Below are 17456 nucleotides of genomic sequence, written 5' to 3'. Positions count from 1 at the left end.
ACCGCTGGTGGATCACCCGATCGGGCTGGAGGACGGGGTCGTGCTCGGCGGGCGGCGGGGGCGGGGGCGTGCCAAGATCCCCCTCGTCGTCGCGGGAGGCCGGGCGCGGGGAGGCAGGATGGCGTTGTTCGCGCGCGGGCGGCGGGGGTTGGCGCTGGTCGCCGCCCTGGTGGTGACGCTGGTGGTCACACCGGAGGCAGTCGCCCAGGCGTGGGCCGTCGAGGGGGAGCGGGACCCGTCCGCTTTCGACTGCGACCACCTGTACTACAGCAACTTCCGGTCCGGCATGGAGTTCGTCAACGGACCCGACGGCACGCCGACGATCGCCAACACGGTGATCACCAAGCGGGTCGGGTCCGGCCTGCCCGACTACTGGTCCGCGAGCATGGCGCTCGGCCGCGACCCGGACTCCGGGGACGTGACGGCGTTCTACGCGAACTACACCGGCTCCGACCGCAGGCTCTACAAGCACGTGTCCGGCACGAACTCGGTCACCGACGAGATCGCGGGCGGGCGGCAGCGGCTGCTGCCCGCGGGCGCCGACTGGGGTGGCCTGGCCGCCGACCCGGACCGGGGCGCGCTCTACGGCGCGCAGAACGGCGGCGCGCCCAAGCTGTTCCGGATGGACCTCGCCACCGGCACGACGGACGTCTGGACGCGCGGCGACAACCTGACCTCCGTGCCGCCGGACGACCCGGTGTTCACGGGCGGCTCGATCGTGCCCGACATGTTCGTGGACGAATCCGGTGGCGCGTACTACGGCATCGCCCACGGCGGCGCCTCCTACATCTACCGCCTGGACCCGGCGACCGGCACCACCAGGCAGGCCGTCCGGGTCACCGGACCGGCGTCGGGCAACGGGTTCAACAACTACGGCATGGCGTACGCGCACAACGCGATCTACCTGGGCGCGTACTGGGGCGCGTTGTACCGCGTCGACCCGGCGACCGGCGAGTCGGTGCAGGTCGCGGGCGGCAACGTGCAGGACAACCAGGTCGGCCGCGTCCAGCCCGAGCCGGGCGGGTCGTGGCCGATCACCGACCTCGCGGCGTGCTGGGTGGCGCCCGACCTGACCAGGAAGGTGGAGGTCGCCAAGACCGCCGACCGGCAGGACGCGCGTCCGGGCGACAAGGTCACCTACACCGTCACCGTGCGGAACACCGGCACCGGACCCGCGACCGGCGTGCCGCTGACCGACGACCTCTCGGGCGTGCTGGACGACGCCGCCTACAACGACGACGCCGCGGTGACCGGCTCCGACGCGCGGCCCGCGTTCGACGGGCGGCGGCTCACCTGGACCGGGGACGTGGCCGCGGGTGCGATCGTCACGATCACCTACTCCGTCACGGTCGGCACCCCGCCCGCCGGCGACAAGAACCTGCGCAACTCGGTCACCGTCCCCGACAGCGGCTGCGCCGGCGGGTGCGTCACGGACGTGCCGGTGGCCGTGCTGCGCCTGAAGAAGGTCGCCGACCCGGCCGAACCCAAACCGGGCGGGAAGACCACCTACACGATCACCGCCACCAACGACGGCAAGGCCGCGTGGCGTGGTGCGACGATCACCGACGACCTGACCGGTGTCGTGGACGACGCCGCGTACGGCGGCGACGTCGCCGCGTCCACCGGAACCGCCGCCTACGACCCGGCCACCCGGAAGATCACCTGGACCGGGGACGTGGCCGCCGGCGCGTCGGTCACGATCACCTTCTCCGCGACCGCCGGCTCACCGCCGGCAGGGGACAAGCGCCTGGTGAACGTGGTCGTCGGGCCGAACGGCTCGAACTGCCCGGAGGGGTCGACCGCCGCCGACTGCCGCACCGACCAGCCGATCAAGGGCCTGGTGATCCACAAGGCCGCCGAGCCGGCCACCGCGCGTCCCGGTGACACCGTCGGCTACGCGATCACCGTGCGCAACGTCGGCGGGGTCGCGTACTCGGGCGCGGCCGTCACCGACGACCTGACCGGTGTCCTGGACGACGCGGACTACGGGGACGACGCCTCGGCGACCGCCGGTCGCGTCTCCTTCGAGGCCGGGGCGAAGAAGCTCACGTGGACCGGTGACGTGGGCGTCGACCAGACCGTGACCATCAACTTCACCGTGAAGGTGAAGTCACCGCCCGCGGGCGACTCCTCGTTGAAGAACGTCGTCACCGGTCCGGACGACTCCACCTGCCCGGCGGCCTCGCCCTGCGGGACCGAGACGCCCGTGGGCGCGATCACCGTGCGGAAGGTCGCGGACAAGGCGGAGGCGGTGGCGGGCGATCGCGTCACCTACACCGTGACCGTCACGAACACCGGCGGGTCGGACTACCCGGGCGCGTCGTTCACCGACGACCTGACGGGCGTGCTGGACGACGCCTCGTGGGACGACCGGGTCACCGCCGAGCGGGGCGTCGCGGCGTTCGACGCGGGCACGCGGCGGTTGACGTGGACCGGTGACGTGGCCGCCGGTGCGGCGGTGCTGGTCACGTACTCGGTGACCGTCGGCAGCCCGCCCGCCGGCGACAAGGTGCTGCGCAACGCCGTGGAGGGCGCGGGCTGCCGGACGCCGGCGTTGTTCACGCGGGTCGGCGCGGACGCGGCGTGCGGCGCGGAGACCCCGATCCGGTCGCTCACGATCGGCAAGTCGGCGTCGCCCGGCCCGGCCGTCGCGCCCGGCGACGTCGTCCAGTACGAGTTCACCGTCCACAACACCGGTGCGGTCCCGTACGACGAGGCCGTGGTGACCGACGACCTGTCGGACGTCGGTGACGACGCGCGTTACAACGGCGACGCGGCGGCGGACAGCGGGTTGTTGGCGTTGAGCGGCACGACGTTGCGCTGGCGGGGTCGGCTCGCCCCGGGCGAGTCGGTGGCGGTGACGTACTCGGTGAGGGTGCACGACGACGCGACCGGGACGCTGCGCAACGTGGTGGTGTCGCCGAACCCGGGTGCGACGTGCGATCCCTGCCGCACGACGACGGCCGTGCGGTCGGAGCTGGCGGCCACCGGCCCGGTCACCACGGGTCTGCTGCCGCTCGCGCCGATGCTGCTCGGGCTGGGCGCCGTGCTGGTGATCGCGACCCGCCGCCGGGTCGGGTGAGCCGCGCGCCGGTCGCTGACGTGCGACACCGGCAGCCCCGGTTTACCGTCCAGTGCAGGGACTGCCGAGGGGATGACGATGGCCGGAGCGGTGCTGGTCACAGGCGGTACCGGGTACATCGGCGGCTGGTGCGTCACCGAGCTGCTGCGCCGCGGGCACACCGTGCGGGCGACCGTCCGGAACCCGTCCCGAGCGGCCGAGCTGCGTGCGGTGGCGCCGGTCGCCGTGGCCGGCGGACGCCTCTCGGTGGTCGTGGCCGACCTGGCCTCCGACGACGGCTGGGACGCCGCCGTCGAGGGTTGCGAGCACGTGCTGCACGTGGCGTCGCCGCTCGGCCGGGAGGGCATGGCGGACCCGGCCGCGTTGATCGTCCCCGCCCGCGACGGCGCGTTGCGCGTGCTGGCCGCCGCCGCGCGGGCCGGTGTGCGGCGGGTGGTGATGACCTCCTCGTGCGCCGCCGCGACACCGCCGCTCGGCAGCGGTGGCGACGGCTGGGGCGAGGAGGTGTGGACGGACCTGGAGCACCGCCTGCCCGACCCCTACCGGGCGTCCAAGGTGGTGGCGGAGCACTCGGCGTGGAAGTTCGCGGCCGGCCTGGACGGGACGACGCTCACCACCGTGCTGCCCGGCACCGTGTTCGGGCCGGTGACCGACGTGTCCGACGCCGGGGCCGTGGCGCTGGTCGGCCGCCTGCTGCGGGGTATGCCGGGCGTGCCGAGGTTCGGCCTGAACGTGGTGGACGTCCGCGACGTCGTGGACCTGCACATCCGCGCGATGACCGACGAGCGGGCGGCGGGTGAGCGGTTCATCGCGGTCAGCGGTTTCCTGTGGCTGGCCGACATCGCCCGCGAGCTGCGCGAGAAGCTGGGCCCGGCGGCGGAGCGCGTGCCCACCCGCGGCCTGCCCGACCTGCTGGTCCGCGCCGCCGCCGCGTTCGACCCCGTGCTGCGCAGGCACCTGCCCCTGCTCGGCCGCGCGCACGCGCACACGTCGCTCAAGGCGCGCCGCCTGCTCGGCTGGCAGCCCCGTCCCGCCGGCACGACGGTCGTGGACTGCGCGGAGAGCCTGCTCGCGCACGACGCCGTGCGCGCCGCGTGACCCGGCGTCACGCGAGCGGGGTCAGGAACTCCAGGCGGTTGCCGAACGGGTCGGCGGCGTAGCAGCGGCGGTAACCCGGGAAGTCGCCGTCCCACGTCACCTCGACGCCGTGCTCGGCCAGCCGGGCGACCAGGGCGTCCAGGTCGGCCACCAGGATGCCGGGGTGGGCCTTGCGGGCGGGGCGGAAGTCGTCCTCGACGCCGAGGTGGACCTCCAGCCGGCCGCCACGCACCCAGAGCCCGCCGCGCGCCGCGAGGACCGGTGGCTTCGGCACCTCGGTCAGGCCGAGCGCCGCCACGTAGAACGCGCGGGCGCGGTCCTCGCCGTCGCGTGGGATGGCGAGCTGGACGTGGTGCAGGTCGAACCCGGTCATCGGCTCCCCAGGTCGTCGGACCGATCATCCTGCCGGCTGAGGGCGGGCTGAAGGTTTCACGAGGTGGTTGACGGTTCCACCACTTCGCCGGGTACCGTTCCGGGCGTTGCCGCGTTCGGGGTCGCGGCATGGTGTGCCGGGAAGCCTGGTCGGCGTCCTGCCCGTGCCGTCCCCCGGAGTTGATCTTGCCGTTCGTGACGACGCGCGCCGCGGTGCCCACGCCCGGTCGCGACGGTGCCCCGCGCGGCCACCGGTTCCGGCCCGAGTTGCAGGGCCTGCGTGCCCTCGCCGTCGTGCTGGTCGTCGTCTACCACGTGTGGCTGGGCCGGGTGTCCGGCGGCGTGGACGTGTTCTTCCTGCTCTCCGGCTTCCTGGTGACCGGGCAGCTGGTGCGCGCGGCGTCCCGCGACGGCATCGCGCTGCGCCCCCTGTGGGGCCGGATGGTCAAGCGCCTGTTCCCGGCCGCGCTGGTCGTGCTGCTGGTGACGACGGTCGCGGCGGTGGTCGTGCTGCCGGAGAACCGCTGGTTCCAGACCATCCGCGAGGTGGTGGCGGCGGCGCTCTACGCGGAGAACTGGCGGCTCGCGCTGGACTCCGCCGACTACTTCGCCCAGCACGACCAGGCCGGCGTGGTGCAGCACTTCTGGTCGCTGTCCATCCAGGGCCAGTTCTACCTGGTGTGGCCGCTGCTGGTGGCGGGGGTGGCGTTGGTCGCCCGCCGTGCCGCCCGCGACCTGCGACGCGTGCTCGGCGTCGTGCTGGCGCTGGTGTTCGCCGGTTCGCTGGCGTACTCCGTGGTGCTGACGGCGACCGACCAGCGGTGGGCGTACTTCGACTCGTTCGCGCGGGTCTGGGAGTTCGCGCTCGGCGGCCTGCTGGCCCTCGTGGCGGACGCGATCGTGCTGCCGCGCGTGGCGCGGGTCGTCCTCGGCTGGGCGGGTGTGCTGGGTCTGGTCGCGTGTGGTCTGGTGCTCCAAGTCGGCACCGTGTTCCCGGGGTACGCGGCGTTGTGGCCGACGTTGTGCGCGGCGGCGGTCGTGGTGGCGGGGGACGCGACCCGTGTGCTGACCACGCGGCCGTTGCGGTACGTGGGTGACCTCAGCTACGCGTTGTACCTCTGGCACTGGCCGGTGCTGGTGTTCTACCTGGTCGCCCGCGGTCGCGAGGAGGTGGGGCTGGTCGGCGGGCTGGGCGTGATCGCGTTGTCCGCCGCCCTCGCCGTGGCGACGCACCACCTGGTGGAGGAGCCCGTGCGGTCCTCCGCGATCGGGGTCCGCACGCGGTGGGGCGCGTACCGGTTCGCGGTGGCGAGCACGATTCCCGTGCTGCTCGTCGCGGGTGGGTGGCAGGTGATCAGCGAGCACAAGGCGGCGTCCTACGACGCCCTCGTGGACGACCCCGACCACCCCGGCGCGTTGGCCCACACCCCGGACTTCGAGTATTGGGGCGTGCCGAACGCGCCCGTCGTTCCGCCGATGATCTCGCTCTACGACGATTTCGCGGCGATCGAGGGCAGTCGGTGCCGTGTCTCGCCGCGCAACAAGGAGCTGGAGATCTGCACGACGCCCGTGGCCGACCCGGAGAAGCGGGTGGTCGTCGTGGGTGACTCGCACATGCAGCAGTACCTCGCCGCGTTGGAGCCGATCGCGCGTGAGCGGAATTGGCAGGTCGTGTCGATGCTGCGCGGGGCGTGCCCGTTCTCCACCGACTCGGAGACCGTTCCGAACGACAAGCCGTGCACCCGCTGGAACGCCGACGCCATCGGTGAGATCGTCTCCATGCGACCGGACCTGGTGTTCGCCAACGGCAGTCGCAACGTGCGCGTCGGGTTGACCGAGAGCACCCCGCCGGGGTTCGTGGCGGCGTGGCGCATCCTGGAGCAGGAGGGCATCCCGGTTCTGGCTACCCGGGACAACCCCCGGTACACGTTCGCGCCGGCGGCGTGTGCGGCCGACCACGGTGCCGATGCGCCGGAGTGCAACACGCCGCGTGCCGACCTGCTCGCGCCGGAGGCGCCGTACACGCGGATCGAGGGTTTGCCGACGAACGTGTCGTTCCTGGACTTCAGCGACTACTACTGCAACGACGAGGTGTGTCCGCCGATCATCGGCAACGTCCACGTGTACCTGGACGACAACCACGTGAGCGCCACCTACATGCGCTCCATGTCGCCCATGCTCGCGGCTGCGATCGACGGTTCGTTCACGCCTTAGGGCCTGTCGCCGGAGCGCGCCCCGGACCGCCCCTGTTCGCGTGGGGGAGACGGTGGTCAGGTGGGCGCTAACTATCAGGCAGGCTTCCTGAAAGTTTCGCGGGGCGGCGGCTTCCTGGACCGCCTCCGCTGGCGCAGGGCGGTCAGGTGGGGCGTTAACTATCAGGCAGGCTCCCTGAAAGTTTCGCGGGGCGGCGACCGCCTCCAGGGCCATCCCCGCCGGCGTGGGGACCTTCTCGCCTGGGAGTCACACCCTCGCTAGCCAGCGTCGCGCGCCGTCCAGGGTGGCGTGGTGCACGGCGTCCGCGACGTGCCGCCCCCAAGTCGACCTCGGCCCGCCGTAAGGCTCCCCGCCACCCTCCGGGCAGCACACCACGATCGCGTCGCTGGGCGTACCGGTGCCGGCCACACCCGCGTCGACGAGCGCCTGCGCCTTGGCCTCCGTCGCGGTCACCACGACGTTGACCAAAGCACCGTCCGCCAACGCCACCGGCACCCAGCACACGGTGTTGATCGTGCCCGGACCCCGCGGCGAGTCGGTGTCGGGCGCGGCGGCGAGCGTCGGGTGGCTCAGGCCCACCGTGACCACGCACTCGACCCCGCCCGCGGTCGCCGTCACGTGCTCGCGCACCGCCGCCGCCGTCAGCAGCCCGGAGCCCCGGCCCGCGAGGCCCCACTCGGCGGCCAACGCCCGGACGTGCTCGACCGGGTCCCGGTGGTACTCGTCGTCCACCTCGACGTTGACCACCCATCGGCACGGCCCGATACCACCGCCAACGACCGCGGTGGACACCGATCGCACACCGGGCGGGAACCGCCACACCAGCGCGGGCCGGCCGTTGTCCGGTTGCGCCACTTCGGACGGGATCACACCGACACGTCTTCGTACGCGTTGTGCCACACGGGAGCCGCGTCCTCGTGCGCGTCCACGCCGTCGAAGAACGCGTTCATCAGCGTGTCCTGGTCATCCATGCTCTCCAGGACCTTCGCGCGGTACACGGCGAACGTGGACGTCTCGGTCCGCGGACGGTAGGGCACGGCCACCTTCAACCGGCCCGGGGTGAGGCCGTACTGGTGGGCCTCCACGATCAACGCGTCCACCTTGCCGCCGGCGACGTGGAGGAAGGCGTCGATCGCGACGGCCGCCCGCGCGTAGCCGTTCGAGTTGTCCTGCAACGACTCCAGCGCCGCGTGCGCACCGTCGGCGATGTCCTCGTGCAGGAAGCGGTCCATGCCCCGGGAGCCGTCCGGGTGCTCGTAACCGATCAGCGGGATCAACGCCTCGCCGTCCGAAACGCTCCAAACGGCGTGCGCGGCGAAGAACCCGGCCAGCTGCGCGGTCTCGATCATGGCGGCCAGTGTGCCACCGCGCCCGTTCCGCCGTGCCCGGAACGGGCGAACGGCACGGGGTCAGGCCAACGCCGCGTAGAACCGCCGGATGTCGGCCACGACGACCTCGGGCGCCTCGTGCGCGGCGTAGTGCCCGGCGGCGTCGTTGGCGCTGCCGTTCGCCTCGTGCCCGTAGGAGTTCCAGCTGACGATGTTCGCGTGGTCGCGTTCGGCGAAGCGCCGGATGGACTGGAAGTCGCCCGCGAACATGGCCAGGCCCAGCGGTTTGGTGGTCGGGCCGGCGGACGGCTCGGCGTGGTGCGCGTCCTCGTAGTAGAACCGGATCGAGGAGCCGCCGGTGCCGGTCAGCCAGTAGAGCGCGACGTTCGCCACGACGAAGTCGTCGTCCAGCGACTCGCCGAACAGCTGGGCGTTCCAGCCGAGCAGGCCGACCGGCGAGTCGGCGAGCGCGAAGGCGAGCGTCTGCGGCTGCTGGCTGTGCAGTTGGTTGAACGCGAACTTGTTGGCGTAGAACCACTCCAGGTGCTCGAGGGCCGCCTGGTCGGCCTCGCTCAGGCCGACGAACTCGGCCGGGTCGCCGGACGGGAACGAGAACACCTGGGTGACGTGGACGCCGATCACGCCGTCGTCGAGGCGGCCGATCTCGGGTGAGATCATCGAACCGCCGTCGTTGCCGACCGCGCCGTACCGCCGGTACCCGAGGCGGCGCATCAGCTCGACCCACGCGCGGGCGGTGCGGTGGCGGCCCCAGCCCGGGGTGCGGGTCGGGCCGGAGAAGCCGAAGCCCGGCAGCGACGGGATCACCACGTGGAACGCGGGCTGGTCGTCGTCGGGCTCGGTCAGCGGCGCGATGACGTCCAGGTACTCCACCACGGAGCCGGGCCAGCCGTGGGTGAGGACCAGCGGCGTGGCGTCCGGGCGGGACGACCGCACGTGCAGGAAGTGGATGTCCTCGCCGTCGATGGTGGTGACGAACTGCGGGTGGGCGTTGAGCCGTGCTTCGAAGGCGCGCCAGTCGAACTCCAGCCAGTGCCGGGCGAGGCGGCGCACGCGCTCGTTCGGCACGCCGTACGCGTCGGCGACACCGGGCAGCTCGTCGGGCCACAGGGCGGTCCGCAGGCGGCGGTGGAGGTCGTCCAAGCGCTCCTGCGGCACGTCGACGCGGAACGGGCGGATCTCGGCCATGGTCTCTCCTCGGAAGCGGAACGGAATGGTTTGTTCCGTTGCTACGGTAGCGGAGCGGAACGATCCGTTCCAGTGCTAATCTGGTGACCATGCCGTCACCGAACGACACCAGCGGGCGCCGCAAGCAGGCGGCCCTCAACGACGAGGCGATCCTCGAAGCCGCGCGCGAGGTGTTCCTGAACGACCCGCGCTCACCGATCTCCGACGTCGCGAAGCACGCGGGGGTGGGCATCAGCGCCCTCTACCGGCGTTACCCCGGCAAGGAGGACCTGCTGCGGAAGCTGTGCCACGACGGGCTGCGCCGCTACAACGCCGAAGCGGAGGCGGCCCTCGCCGAACCGGACGGCTGGACCGCGTTCACCGGTTTCCTCGGCCGCGTCGTGGACGCCGACGTGCACTCGCTGACGGTGCACCTGGCCGGCACTTTCACGCCCACGCCGGAGATGGGCGCGGACGCGGCGCGCTCCGGCGAACTCGCCGACGCGCTGGTGGCCCGCGCGCACGCCACGGGACGGCTGCGCGCGGACGTCGTCACCCAGGACATCGGCCTGGTGCTGGAGAGCTGCGCGGCGGTGCGGGTGCCGGACCGGGCACGCACCGCCGAACTGCGCCGCCGCGTGCTGGCGATGCTGGTGGACAGCCTCGCCCGCACCGGCGGGTCGGACCTGCCGGGCCCGCCGCCCGCGCCCGGCGAGTTCGCGTGGCGCTGGCGGCGGGCCTGATCGTCAGGACGCCTTGCTGTGGTGCCCGTAGGGCACGGCCTTGAGCAGGGTGACCCGCATGGTGTTGCCGTTGGGCAGCGGGTAGGAGCGCTGGTCACCCGGCCGCGCCCCGCTCAACGCCGTGCCCAGCGGCGAGCCGGGGGAGTAGACCTCCAGGTCGCCGTGCTCCACGTCGCGCACGCCGAGCAGGAACGTCTCCGTCTCGTCCGTGTCGTCGAAGCGGACGGTCAGCACCATGCCGGGCTCGGCGACGCCGTCGTCCGGCGGGTCCTCGCCGACGATCGCCTTGGCCAGCAGCTCCCGCACCTCCCGGATGCGCAGGTCGCGCTGCCGCCGGGTGAGCACGGCGGGCTCGGCTTCGTCCTCGCGCGGCGCGGGCAGTGCGAGCAGTTCCGCGAGTTCGGCCTGGAGCCGGTCGTGGGCCTGCGGGGTCAGCCAGATGTGCTTGGTCATTTTTTCTCCGAATGCCGTGAGCCGCCAGGGCGACCCGCGGGGCGGGGCCGCCCTGACGGCGACAGGTCCGCGGTGGCCGGGTGGTTCAACGTCTCCGGCCCCCGCGGACGGGGGGTGGTTCAGTGGTCGCGCCGGCGGAGCATGGCGTCCATGTCGTGGGCGTAATCGGTCGCGATGCGCATGAGGATGTCCCGCTGCACGCGCAGGAACGTGTTCTCCGAGCGCAGCCACGCCAGCTCGGCGCGTTCACCCTCGGTCAGCGGCGTGTCCTGGTGGTTCATCGCGGTGTCTCCGGTGGTGCGTGGGTCAGCGCAACGGGTCGAACTCGCGCAGCGCGGTGGGCTGCTTGCCGGTGGTGACCTGCTCGGCGAGCATCCGCCCGGTGATCGGGCCGTGCGCCAGGCCCCACATGCCGTGGCCGCCGGCGACGTACACGTTGGGCGCCCGGACGGCGCCGATCACGGGCCGCCCGTCGGGCGTCACGGGTCGCGGACCGACCCACACGTCGGACCGCTCGCCCCAGCGCACGCCACGCAGCAGCGGCCGGGCGGACGCGATGATCGCGTCCAGTCGCGCCGTGACACCAGGCGCGTCCGGGTCGCGGAACTCCATCGTGCCCGCCACGCGCAGGCCGTCGCGGTACGGCGTGCACGCGACCCGCACGTCCGGCAGGTACACCGGGCCGGGCACGGGGTGCTCGACCGGCACCGTGAACGAGTACCCGCGCCCGGCCCGCACCGGCGTCCGCACGCCCCAGCTCCGGGCGAGCCGGGACAGCCACGCGCCGGTGGCCACCACCGCCACGTCCGCGACCACCGGGTCGGCGGCGCCGGAACGCGGGTGGACGGTCACGCCCTTGCTGTACGGGCGCACGCTGCCGACCTCGAACAGCCGGATCGTCGCACCACGCGCCACCACCGCGCGGGCCAGCGCCTGCACGAACGCACCCGGGTCGATGTAGCGCTGCTCGTCCACCCGGACACCGGCGCGCAGCGCGTCCGACGCGAGCGGCACGTGCTCGCGCAGCTCCTCGGCGGACAGCTCGGCGTGCGGCACCGGCTGGCCCTGGTCGGCCATCCGCCGCAGCTCCCGCAGCAGCCCGCCCGCCTGCGCGGCCGTCTCGAAACCGGCGGTGATCGGGGCGTCGACGGTCACCGCCTCCACGCCGTTCGAGGTGAGGACGTCGAACGCCTCGATGCACTCCTCGTTGAACGACAGGTTCGCGCGCACCGCCCGGTTCCACGCGGGCCACCGGCAGTTCGCGGCGAACCTGGTCAGGAAGCCCCAGAGACCGGGGTCGAAGGTCAGCGGCACGTGCAGCGGCGCGGCCGGGTTCACCAGCGAGCGCAGGCCGTAGCGCAGCACGGACGGCTCGTTGAGCGGGATGGCGAGACCGGGTGCGATCCACCCGGCGTTGCCCCACGACGCGCCCGCCGCGACGCCGGTCCGGTCGACCACCGTCACCTCGACGCCGCGTTCCTGGAGGAACCACGCGGTGGACAGCCCCACGATCCCCGCACCGACCACGACCGCCGTACGCGGTCCGCCGTCGACGCGATCGACGCCGGCCATGACCACCTCCACACCCGAGAACCTGCTGACGGGTTCAGGATGGATCGGCCGCGGCGTCGGGATGTTGTCGGATCACGACACTTCGGGATCCTCCGGCTGTCCGATCTCGACAGGGGTCTCCTCGGTGGCGGCCAGGTCGATGACCAGCGCCAGCCGCTTGCGCGGATCGCCGAGGACCAGGCCCGCCACGCCCGCCATCCGCCGCAGGCGGTTGCGCACGGTGTTCTGGTGCACGCCGAGCAGCTCGGCCGCCTCCGCCGGGTCACCCAGCGCCTCCAGCCACGCGCGCAGCGTCGCCGTGTACTCGGTGCCGTGCTCGCGGTCGTGCCGCCGCAGCTCGGCCACCGGGCCGCGGGCCGGGGTGCGGCCCACCTTCGCCGCCGCCCGCAGCCGTTGGAGCAGGATGTCGTCCCACGCCTCGTCGTACGCGGGCACGCGGTCCTCGGGCGTGCGTGCCTCGTGCAGCGCCAGGCACTCGTCCGCCTCCTGCCGCGCGGCGGGCAGGTCGGGCGCGCGTGCCGTGCCGCCGACGCCCGCCCACACCGCCACCTGCCGGGGCAGCGCCGCACGCAGGTCCTCCACCCACGCCCGCGCGGGCGTGGCGTCCTCGCCCGGCAGCACGGTGTAGAGGGTGTTGCCGGACAGCGCGCTGCGGCCCGGCCGCGACCAGCCGAAGCCCGTGGTGGCCCGCTCGAACGCGAGCAGCAGCGGCGCGTGCCGCTCGTCCTCGACCCGCGCGCGCACCGCGATCACCCGCAGCGGCCCCGGTGGCAGGCCCAGCCTGCTGACCACCGTCGCCGCGTCCGCCGTGCCCTCCAGCAGCTGGATGACGAGGTCCGACTCCACCTGCCGCTCCAGGTCCGCGCTCGCCCGCGACCGGAGCAGGTGCAGCGCGACGGTCCGCGCGCCGTCGGCCAGCGCGGTGCGCCGCGCACCCGTCAGCGCGCCGCCGCACGTCGCCCACACCGAGCCGAGCACCTCGCGCCCGGCACGCACCGCCACCACCATCCGCCCGGTGAGGCCGTGCTCGTCGTCCGGCGGCACGAACACCGGTTCGTCCGAAGTGGACAGATGGGCGAACACGCCGCGGTCCGCGAACACCGCACGCAGCCGCTCCGGCGTGCGCCGCCCGAGGATCGTCTCCGAGCGCGCCGGGTCCGCGTGCTCCTGCGAGCTGGAGTAGGCCAGCACGCGGGACAGCCGGTCCTCGATGGTCACCGCGCCGCCGACCGCCGCGGCCAGGCTGTCCGCCAACGCGAACAGGTCCGTCGGCCCGCGCCCCGACTCGGTCTCCCGGCCCTCCAGCACCAGTCCGAACACGACCGCCGCCAGTTCGCTCCACGACACGGCCGGGTCGACCACCATCACCGCGACACCACGTGCCGTGCCCGCCTCGGCGGCCTCCCGCTCCACCGAGCCGCCGCCACGCAGCAGCACCACGGACGCCCGCGCGGCCACCGCCCACTCCACCGCCTCGGCCGCCGACACCGCGCCGACGGCCAGGTAGACGTCACCGGTCACCGGCCGGGTGTCGGCGGCGTCGCGGACGACGACACCACGCAGCTCGGCGTCCCGCGAAACGGGGCAGCAGCACAGCCGCGCCCCGTAGCCGCCGAGCACGTTCACCAGCCGGTCCAGCCTGACCATGAGCACCTCTATCCGGATCGGCTGCCACGGTACAAGCCGGTCGCGGCGGATGCGGTGGGCGAGGTGCGCGGTCGGTGCTCGCGGCGGATCGCGGTCGGCCGCGGCTCGGGGCCGCGCGGGTTGGCGGCGGGGCAGGTCTGTGGCGCCGTTGTCAGCGCGGGCAGTCCGGTAAGGGCTCGTTCGGGCGAACCAGGGCGCTCGGCACGCGAGGCGGCGTGCCGGTCGGCGGGCAGATCCGCACCACCGGCGGCGGGGGGCCGGTGCGGTTGCCGCTGTTGTCGAAGGTGATCGGGCCGCCCGACGCGGGTACCGACTCGCGGGCCGAGGAGAAGCCGCTGATCACCGTGTTCACCTGTCCGCGCGGCACGGGCTTCGCGGCCGGCAGGCGGCCCAGCGCGGTCGCGATGGTGGCCATCGCGTCGTAGGCGTTGACGGCCCAGCCGTCGTCGATGTGCGCGACGTCGAACCCCGCCTCCGCGAAGACCCGTTCGAACTCGGCGAACTCCGGCGGGTCCACGCCCGACCCGTCCGCACCGGACACCAGCGTCGCCAGCAGCCGCACGCGGCCACCCGCGAACGTCGGCGACGTCAGACCCCGGACGCGCAGGTCCTCCAGCACCGGGTCGTCCTCGGCGGTGCGCACGCGGTTGCTGTCCGAAGTGCTCAGCACGGTCACCGAAGTCGCGGCGCACTGCCCGTCCCCGAACGCGCCGTCCAAGCTGTGCAGGAACCGCGCCATGTCCCGCCCGCGCGCGATGTACGCGACCGTGACGTCACCGGGCACGCCGCACAACCGCCGCGCGGTCTGCGCCACCGTGCTCGGCTCGTCGGAGTCGAACTTCACCTGCGCGAGATCACCACCGAACTGCCGCTGCATCAACGGAAGCGCCGTGCACGTGTACGGGTCCGACCCACCCGTCGGCACCATCAGGAAATCCGGTCGGGCGGTCGCGACGCGGCCCAGCTCGGCGATCTGCGCCGCCGCCCGGAACGCCACCCGGTAGTAGAAGTCACGGCCGATGCCGCGCTGGTAGGTGATGTCCCGGTCGCAGTTGTCGAAACCGGGCTCGTCGGCGGCGGACCCCGTCTGGTCGAAGCCCTCCGCCGTGATCAGGTCCGCGACCATCGGGATGCGCGCCTGCGCCAGGGTGTCCGCGACCTCCGCGGTGTGCTGGTGGCTCAACCCGATCCCGGCGACGGCCACCACCTCGGGCCGGTCGGCCAGCCGCCGCGCCACGTCCACGGCCGCGGTCGCGTCGTCGTACTGCCCGAGGTGCCCGACCAGCAGCCGCACCGGGTGCAGGCAGCCGGTGCCGTTCGCGCGCGACTGCCCGGCCGCCATGCCCTCCAGCTCGTGCAGCGCCCGCGAACCCGCGAACTGGTCGGTCATGGTCAGCAGCACGCCCACGGTGACCGGAGTGCCGGACGGGTCGCACTTGTCGGCGGACCGGTTCTGCCGCTCGATCACCCGCAGCACGCCCTCGAACCGCGTCAACCCGAACGCGTACGGCCCTTCGCTGAGCCCGACGCACACATCGCCCGCGCGCCACCGGTCCCAGTCGGGGAACGGCCCGTCGGCGCACGCCAGCCGCCTGCTCAACGGCGCCCACCCGATCGCCACCGCCACCACCAGCGCGACGGCCGCGACCACACCCGCGGCCCGCCACCAGTCCAGCGGGCGCGGCGCCTGCCGGTCGCGCCGGGGCAGCACGCCGTACCGGTACCTGACCTGCCTCACCCTCGCCTCCCGCCACGTCGCACGGCCCGCTGGACCATCAGCGCCGGGTCCCGCGCCAGCGGCGCGAGCGCCCGGTAGTACACGTCCTCGCGGTGCTTGAGCTTCGCCAGCACGTCCGGGTCGGCCACGCACGGGTCGCTGTCCAGCACCGAGGCCACCTCGACCAGGTTCAGCACGTGCCCGAGCGCCTCGGCCCGCGCCGACCCCGCCCGCTCCGGCGACGGCGACGGCGACAGGTCGGGCGTGGCCGCTACGGCGTCCAGCAGCCGCAGCCACTCGGCGGTCGGCGTGGTGGGCAGCCGGTCCAGCAGCTCGGCCGCGACCTCGGCGTGCCCGCCGAGCAGCCGGCGGTGGTGCAGCCGCGCGGCCGGGTCGGCGGCGGGCAGCCGCTCGAACACCGCGCGCCACGACGCGGGGTGGTCGGCCGACCGCGCGGCCAGCGCCCGCAGGCCCAGGTACCGGGCGAGCGGGTGCAGGCGGCGGTGCGCGGGGTCGACGTCCGGCGGCGTCCACAGCGTCGGCGAGGTGAGCAGCGGCGAACCCAGCCGCGACACCTCGGGCAGCAGCGCCACGAGGGTGTTCGCCTCGGCCAGGTGGCGTGCCGCCGAGACGGTGACCAACGCGTCCCGCGCCTCGGTGTCGTCGGCCTTGGCGGCGGTGAAACCACGCACGAACAACCCGAGCAGGTGGTGTTCGAGCGAGTGACCGGGTTCGGGACCGGGCGCGCGCAGCAACCCGGCCAGGTCGTCCGTCCGGCCGCCCGTCTCACGCAGCTCGTCCAGCAGCAGCCGGGTCGCGCCGGGGTGCCCGCCGGTCAGCTCGTGCACGGCCGACCCGATCCGCTCCGCGACCGGCCCGGCCGCCCACACCTGGTCCCTGGCGAGCTGGATGACGTTCTCCACCGACAGGTCCGCCGACGTGACGCGCACCCACCACGCGTCCGCCGGCACGTCGGCCAGGTCCGGTTCGACCCGCGGCACGGGCGGCGGGAGCTGCCCGGTCAGCTCGCGCACCAGTTCGCCACCGCTGGTCACGACCAGCGCGACCGGGTCGGGCAACCGGTGGTCGGGGCTGTCCCGGGTGGCGGCCAGCGCGCGCCGCACCCGCAGCACGGACGCGATGAACGCGCGTGCGGACGGGGTGTCGCCGTCGTCCACCAGCACCACGACGTCGGCGCGGCGGTTGGCGACACCGGCCAGGCTGTGCCGGATGTCCGCGAGCAGCGCGGCCACCAGCAGGTCGTCCAGGCCGCGCCGGACCACGAGTTCCTCGCTGGCGGCGTGGGCGCTCAGCTCCAGCCGGACCAGTTCCGCGTCGTGCGTGAAGCCCTGCCCCTGGTGGCCGAACCAGTCCAGGGCCGCCGCGCTCCACACCCGCCGCGACAGCCAGCGCGACCGCTGGAGGCGGCTGAAGATGCGGTCGGAGATCTCCTTGATGATCGGCGGCGCGACGTCCGCGCCCGGCGCGCCGAGGTTGGGCACCAGGTCGCCCGCGACCTCGGTCAGCCGCTTGACCAGGCCGAGCAACGCGCCGCGCTGCTGGTAGGTGTTGTCCTGGCGGCGCAGCTCGGCACGCGCGGCCACCGGGTCGAGGCCGGTGGTGTCGGTCTCGATCGCGATCTGCGCGAGCAGCACCCGCTCGAACGACAGGTCGTAGTACCGCACCACCCGGCTGAGCCCCAGCACGACCGCCGCGAGCACCGGCCGGATCGCGCGCTCGCGCGGCTGGAGGTGCTCCCGCAGGCGCGGCCGGACCAGCACGGTCGGCGCGTCCTCGTGCCACTCCCGCGCCACCTGCTCCAGCAACGCGGTCCGCCCGCTGCCGCCGACGCCCTCGACCACCAGCACGGGTCCGCCGCCCGGGAGGGGGCCGGTCGCGGGCACCCGGATCGTCCGGTCGATCAGGCCCAGCAGCTCGGTCCGCCCCACGAACACGCCCCGGTCCTTTCCGGTGATTGCGTCGTCGGGCCGGACGATATCGGCTCGACCGGGCGTCCCGACCGGAACGGGCGCAGTTCACTCGTT

General features: G+C 73.8%; 14 protein-coding genes. 4 read left to right on the top strand and 10 right to left on the bottom strand.

Annotated features, from left to right (window positions below):
- Nucleotides 1-7 precede the first annotated feature (7 nt).
- The gene (locus KZQ38_RS06480; RefSeq protein ID WP_308258271.1) at nucleotides 8-3082 is read left to right on the top strand and encodes a DUF7927 domain-containing protein; all 3075 of its coding nucleotides are present in this window, start codon (nucleotides 8-10) and stop codon (nucleotides 3080-3082) included.
- A gap of 72 nt (nucleotides 3083-3154) precedes the next feature.
- Nucleotides 3155-4180 (top strand): NAD-dependent epimerase/dehydratase family protein, encoded by a 1026-nt coding sequence (locus KZQ38_RS06475; RefSeq protein ID WP_219439592.1) that lies wholly within the window; start codon nucleotides 3155-3157, stop codon nucleotides 4178-4180.
- A gap of 7 nt (nucleotides 4181-4187) precedes the next feature.
- On the opposite strand, the gene KZQ38_RS06470 is transcribed toward KZQ38_RS06475, so the two are convergent.
- Nucleotides 4188-4553 carry a VOC family protein gene (locus KZQ38_RS06470; RefSeq protein WP_219439590.1) on the bottom strand — a complete coding sequence of 122 codons (366 nt, stop codon included), beginning with the start codon at nucleotides 4551-4553 and terminating at the stop codon, nucleotides 4188-4190.
- Between the two features lie 128 nt (nucleotides 4554-4681).
- On the opposite strand from KZQ38_RS06470, the gene KZQ38_RS06465 reads away from it, so the two are divergent.
- Nucleotides 4682-6766: an acyltransferase family protein gene (locus KZQ38_RS06465; protein WP_219439588.1), complete on the top strand. Its 2085-nt coding sequence runs from the start codon at nucleotides 4682-4684 to the stop codon at nucleotides 6764-6766.
- Nucleotides 6767-7012: 246 nt separating this feature from the next.
- On the opposite strand, the gene KZQ38_RS06460 is transcribed toward KZQ38_RS06465, so the two are convergent.
- The 3 genes from KZQ38_RS06460 to KZQ38_RS06450 are packed head-to-tail and all read right to left on the bottom strand — an operon-like array spanning nucleotide 7013 to nucleotide 9300.
- Nucleotides 7013-7636, bottom strand: a complete 624-nt coding sequence (locus KZQ38_RS06460) for an adenosylcobinamide amidohydrolase (protein ID WP_219439586.1) — start codon at nucleotides 7634-7636, stop codon at nucleotides 7013-7015.
- Entirely contained in the window at nucleotides 7633-8115 is a 483-nt protein-coding gene (locus tag KZQ38_RS06455) for a hypothetical protein (protein ID WP_219439584.1), read from the bottom strand. The genes KZQ38_RS06460 and KZQ38_RS06455 overlap by 4 nt, the downstream gene beginning before the upstream one ends.
- A 60-nt stretch (nucleotides 8116-8175) precedes the next feature.
- A complete protein-coding gene (locus KZQ38_RS06450; protein ID WP_219439582.1) occupies nucleotides 8176-9300 on the bottom strand; it encodes an epoxide hydrolase family protein in 1125 nt (374 codons plus the stop codon).
- Nucleotides 9301-9389: 89 nt separating this feature from the next.
- Between KZQ38_RS06450 and KZQ38_RS06445 the strand changes: the two genes are divergently transcribed.
- Nucleotides 9390-10022, top strand: coding sequence for a TetR/AcrR family transcriptional regulator (locus KZQ38_RS06445; protein WP_219439580.1), 633 nt, complete (start codon nucleotides 9390-9392; stop codon nucleotides 10020-10022).
- Nucleotides 10023-10025: 3 nt separating this feature from the next.
- On the opposite strand, the gene KZQ38_RS06440 is transcribed toward KZQ38_RS06445, so the two are convergent.
- The 6 genes from KZQ38_RS06440 to KZQ38_RS06415 all read right to left on the bottom strand — a co-directional run bounded on the left by KZQ38_RS06440 (nucleotide 10026) and on the right by KZQ38_RS06415 (nucleotide 17366).
- Nucleotides 10026-10475 (bottom strand): GreA/GreB family elongation factor, encoded by a 450-nt coding sequence (locus tag KZQ38_RS06440; protein ID WP_219439578.1) that lies wholly within the window; start codon nucleotides 10473-10475, stop codon nucleotides 10026-10028.
- 119 nt (nucleotides 10476-10594) lie between these two features.
- Nucleotides 10595-10756 (bottom strand): hypothetical protein, encoded by a 162-nt coding sequence (locus KZQ38_RS06435; RefSeq protein ID WP_219439576.1) that lies wholly within the window; start codon nucleotides 10754-10756, stop codon nucleotides 10595-10597.
- Nucleotides 10757-10781: 25 nt separating this feature from the next.
- Nucleotides 10782-12047: an NAD(P)/FAD-dependent oxidoreductase gene (locus KZQ38_RS06430; protein WP_219439574.1), complete on the bottom strand. Its 1266-nt coding sequence runs from the start codon at nucleotides 12045-12047 to the stop codon at nucleotides 10782-10784.
- A 72-nt stretch (nucleotides 12048-12119) separates the two neighbouring features.
- Entirely contained in the window at nucleotides 12120-13694 is a 1575-nt protein-coding gene (locus KZQ38_RS06425; protein ID WP_219439572.1) for a PucR family transcriptional regulator, read from the bottom strand.
- Between the two features lie 151 nt (nucleotides 13695-13845).
- Nucleotides 13846-15432, bottom strand: coding sequence for a type 1 periplasmic-binding domain-containing protein (locus KZQ38_RS06420; RefSeq protein WP_219439570.1), 1587 nt, complete (start codon nucleotides 15430-15432; stop codon nucleotides 13846-13848).
- Nucleotides 15429-17366 (bottom strand): hypothetical protein, encoded by a 1938-nt coding sequence (locus KZQ38_RS06415; RefSeq protein ID WP_219439568.1) that lies wholly within the window; start codon nucleotides 17364-17366, stop codon nucleotides 15429-15431. Before KZQ38_RS06415 ends, KZQ38_RS06420 begins: the two co-directional genes overlap by 4 nt.
- Between the last annotated feature and the right edge of the window lie 90 nt (nucleotides 17367-17456).

The organism is Saccharothrix obliqua (assembly GCF_019375475.1).
Classification (GTDB): domain Bacteria; phylum Actinomycetota; class Actinomycetes; order Mycobacteriales; family Pseudonocardiaceae; genus Actinosynnema; species Actinosynnema obliqua.
This window is presented reverse-complemented; position numbering and strand designations above follow the sequence as displayed.

Coding starts and splice junctions, on each gene's coding strand:
- KZQ38_RS06470 (WP_219439590.1), bottom strand. CDS start 4,553: ATGACCGGGTTCGACCTGCACCACGTCCAGCTCGCCATCCCACGCGAC.
- KZQ38_RS06435 (WP_219439576.1), bottom strand. CDS start 10,756: ATGAACCACCAGGACACGCCGCTGACCGAGGGTGAACGCGCCGAGCTG.
- KZQ38_RS06425 (WP_219439572.1), bottom strand. CDS start 13,694: ATGGTCAGGCTGGACCGGCTGGTGAACGTGCTCGGCGGCTACGGGGCG.
- KZQ38_RS06455 (WP_219439584.1), bottom strand. CDS start 8,115: ATGATCGAGACCGCGCAGCTGGCCGGGTTCTTCGCCGCGCACGCCGTT.
- KZQ38_RS06465 (WP_219439588.1), top strand. CDS start 4,682: ATGGTGTGCCGGGAAGCCTGGTCGGCGTCCTGCCCGTGCCGTCCCCCG.
- KZQ38_RS06450 (WP_219439582.1), bottom strand. CDS start 9,300: ATGGCCGAGATCCGCCCGTTCCGCGTCGACGTGCCGCAGGAGCGCTTG.
- KZQ38_RS06475 (WP_219439592.1), top strand. CDS start 3,155: ATGACGATGGCCGGAGCGGTGCTGGTCACAGGCGGTACCGGGTACATC.
- KZQ38_RS06440 (WP_219439578.1), bottom strand. CDS start 10,475: ATGACCAAGCACATCTGGCTGACCCCGCAGGCCCACGACCGGCTCCAG.
- KZQ38_RS06430 (WP_219439574.1), bottom strand. CDS start 12,047: ATGGCCGGCGTCGATCGCGTCGACGGCGGACCGCGTACGGCGGTCGTG.
- KZQ38_RS06445 (WP_219439580.1), top strand. CDS start 9,390: ATGCCGTCACCGAACGACACCAGCGGGCGCCGCAAGCAGGCGGCCCTC.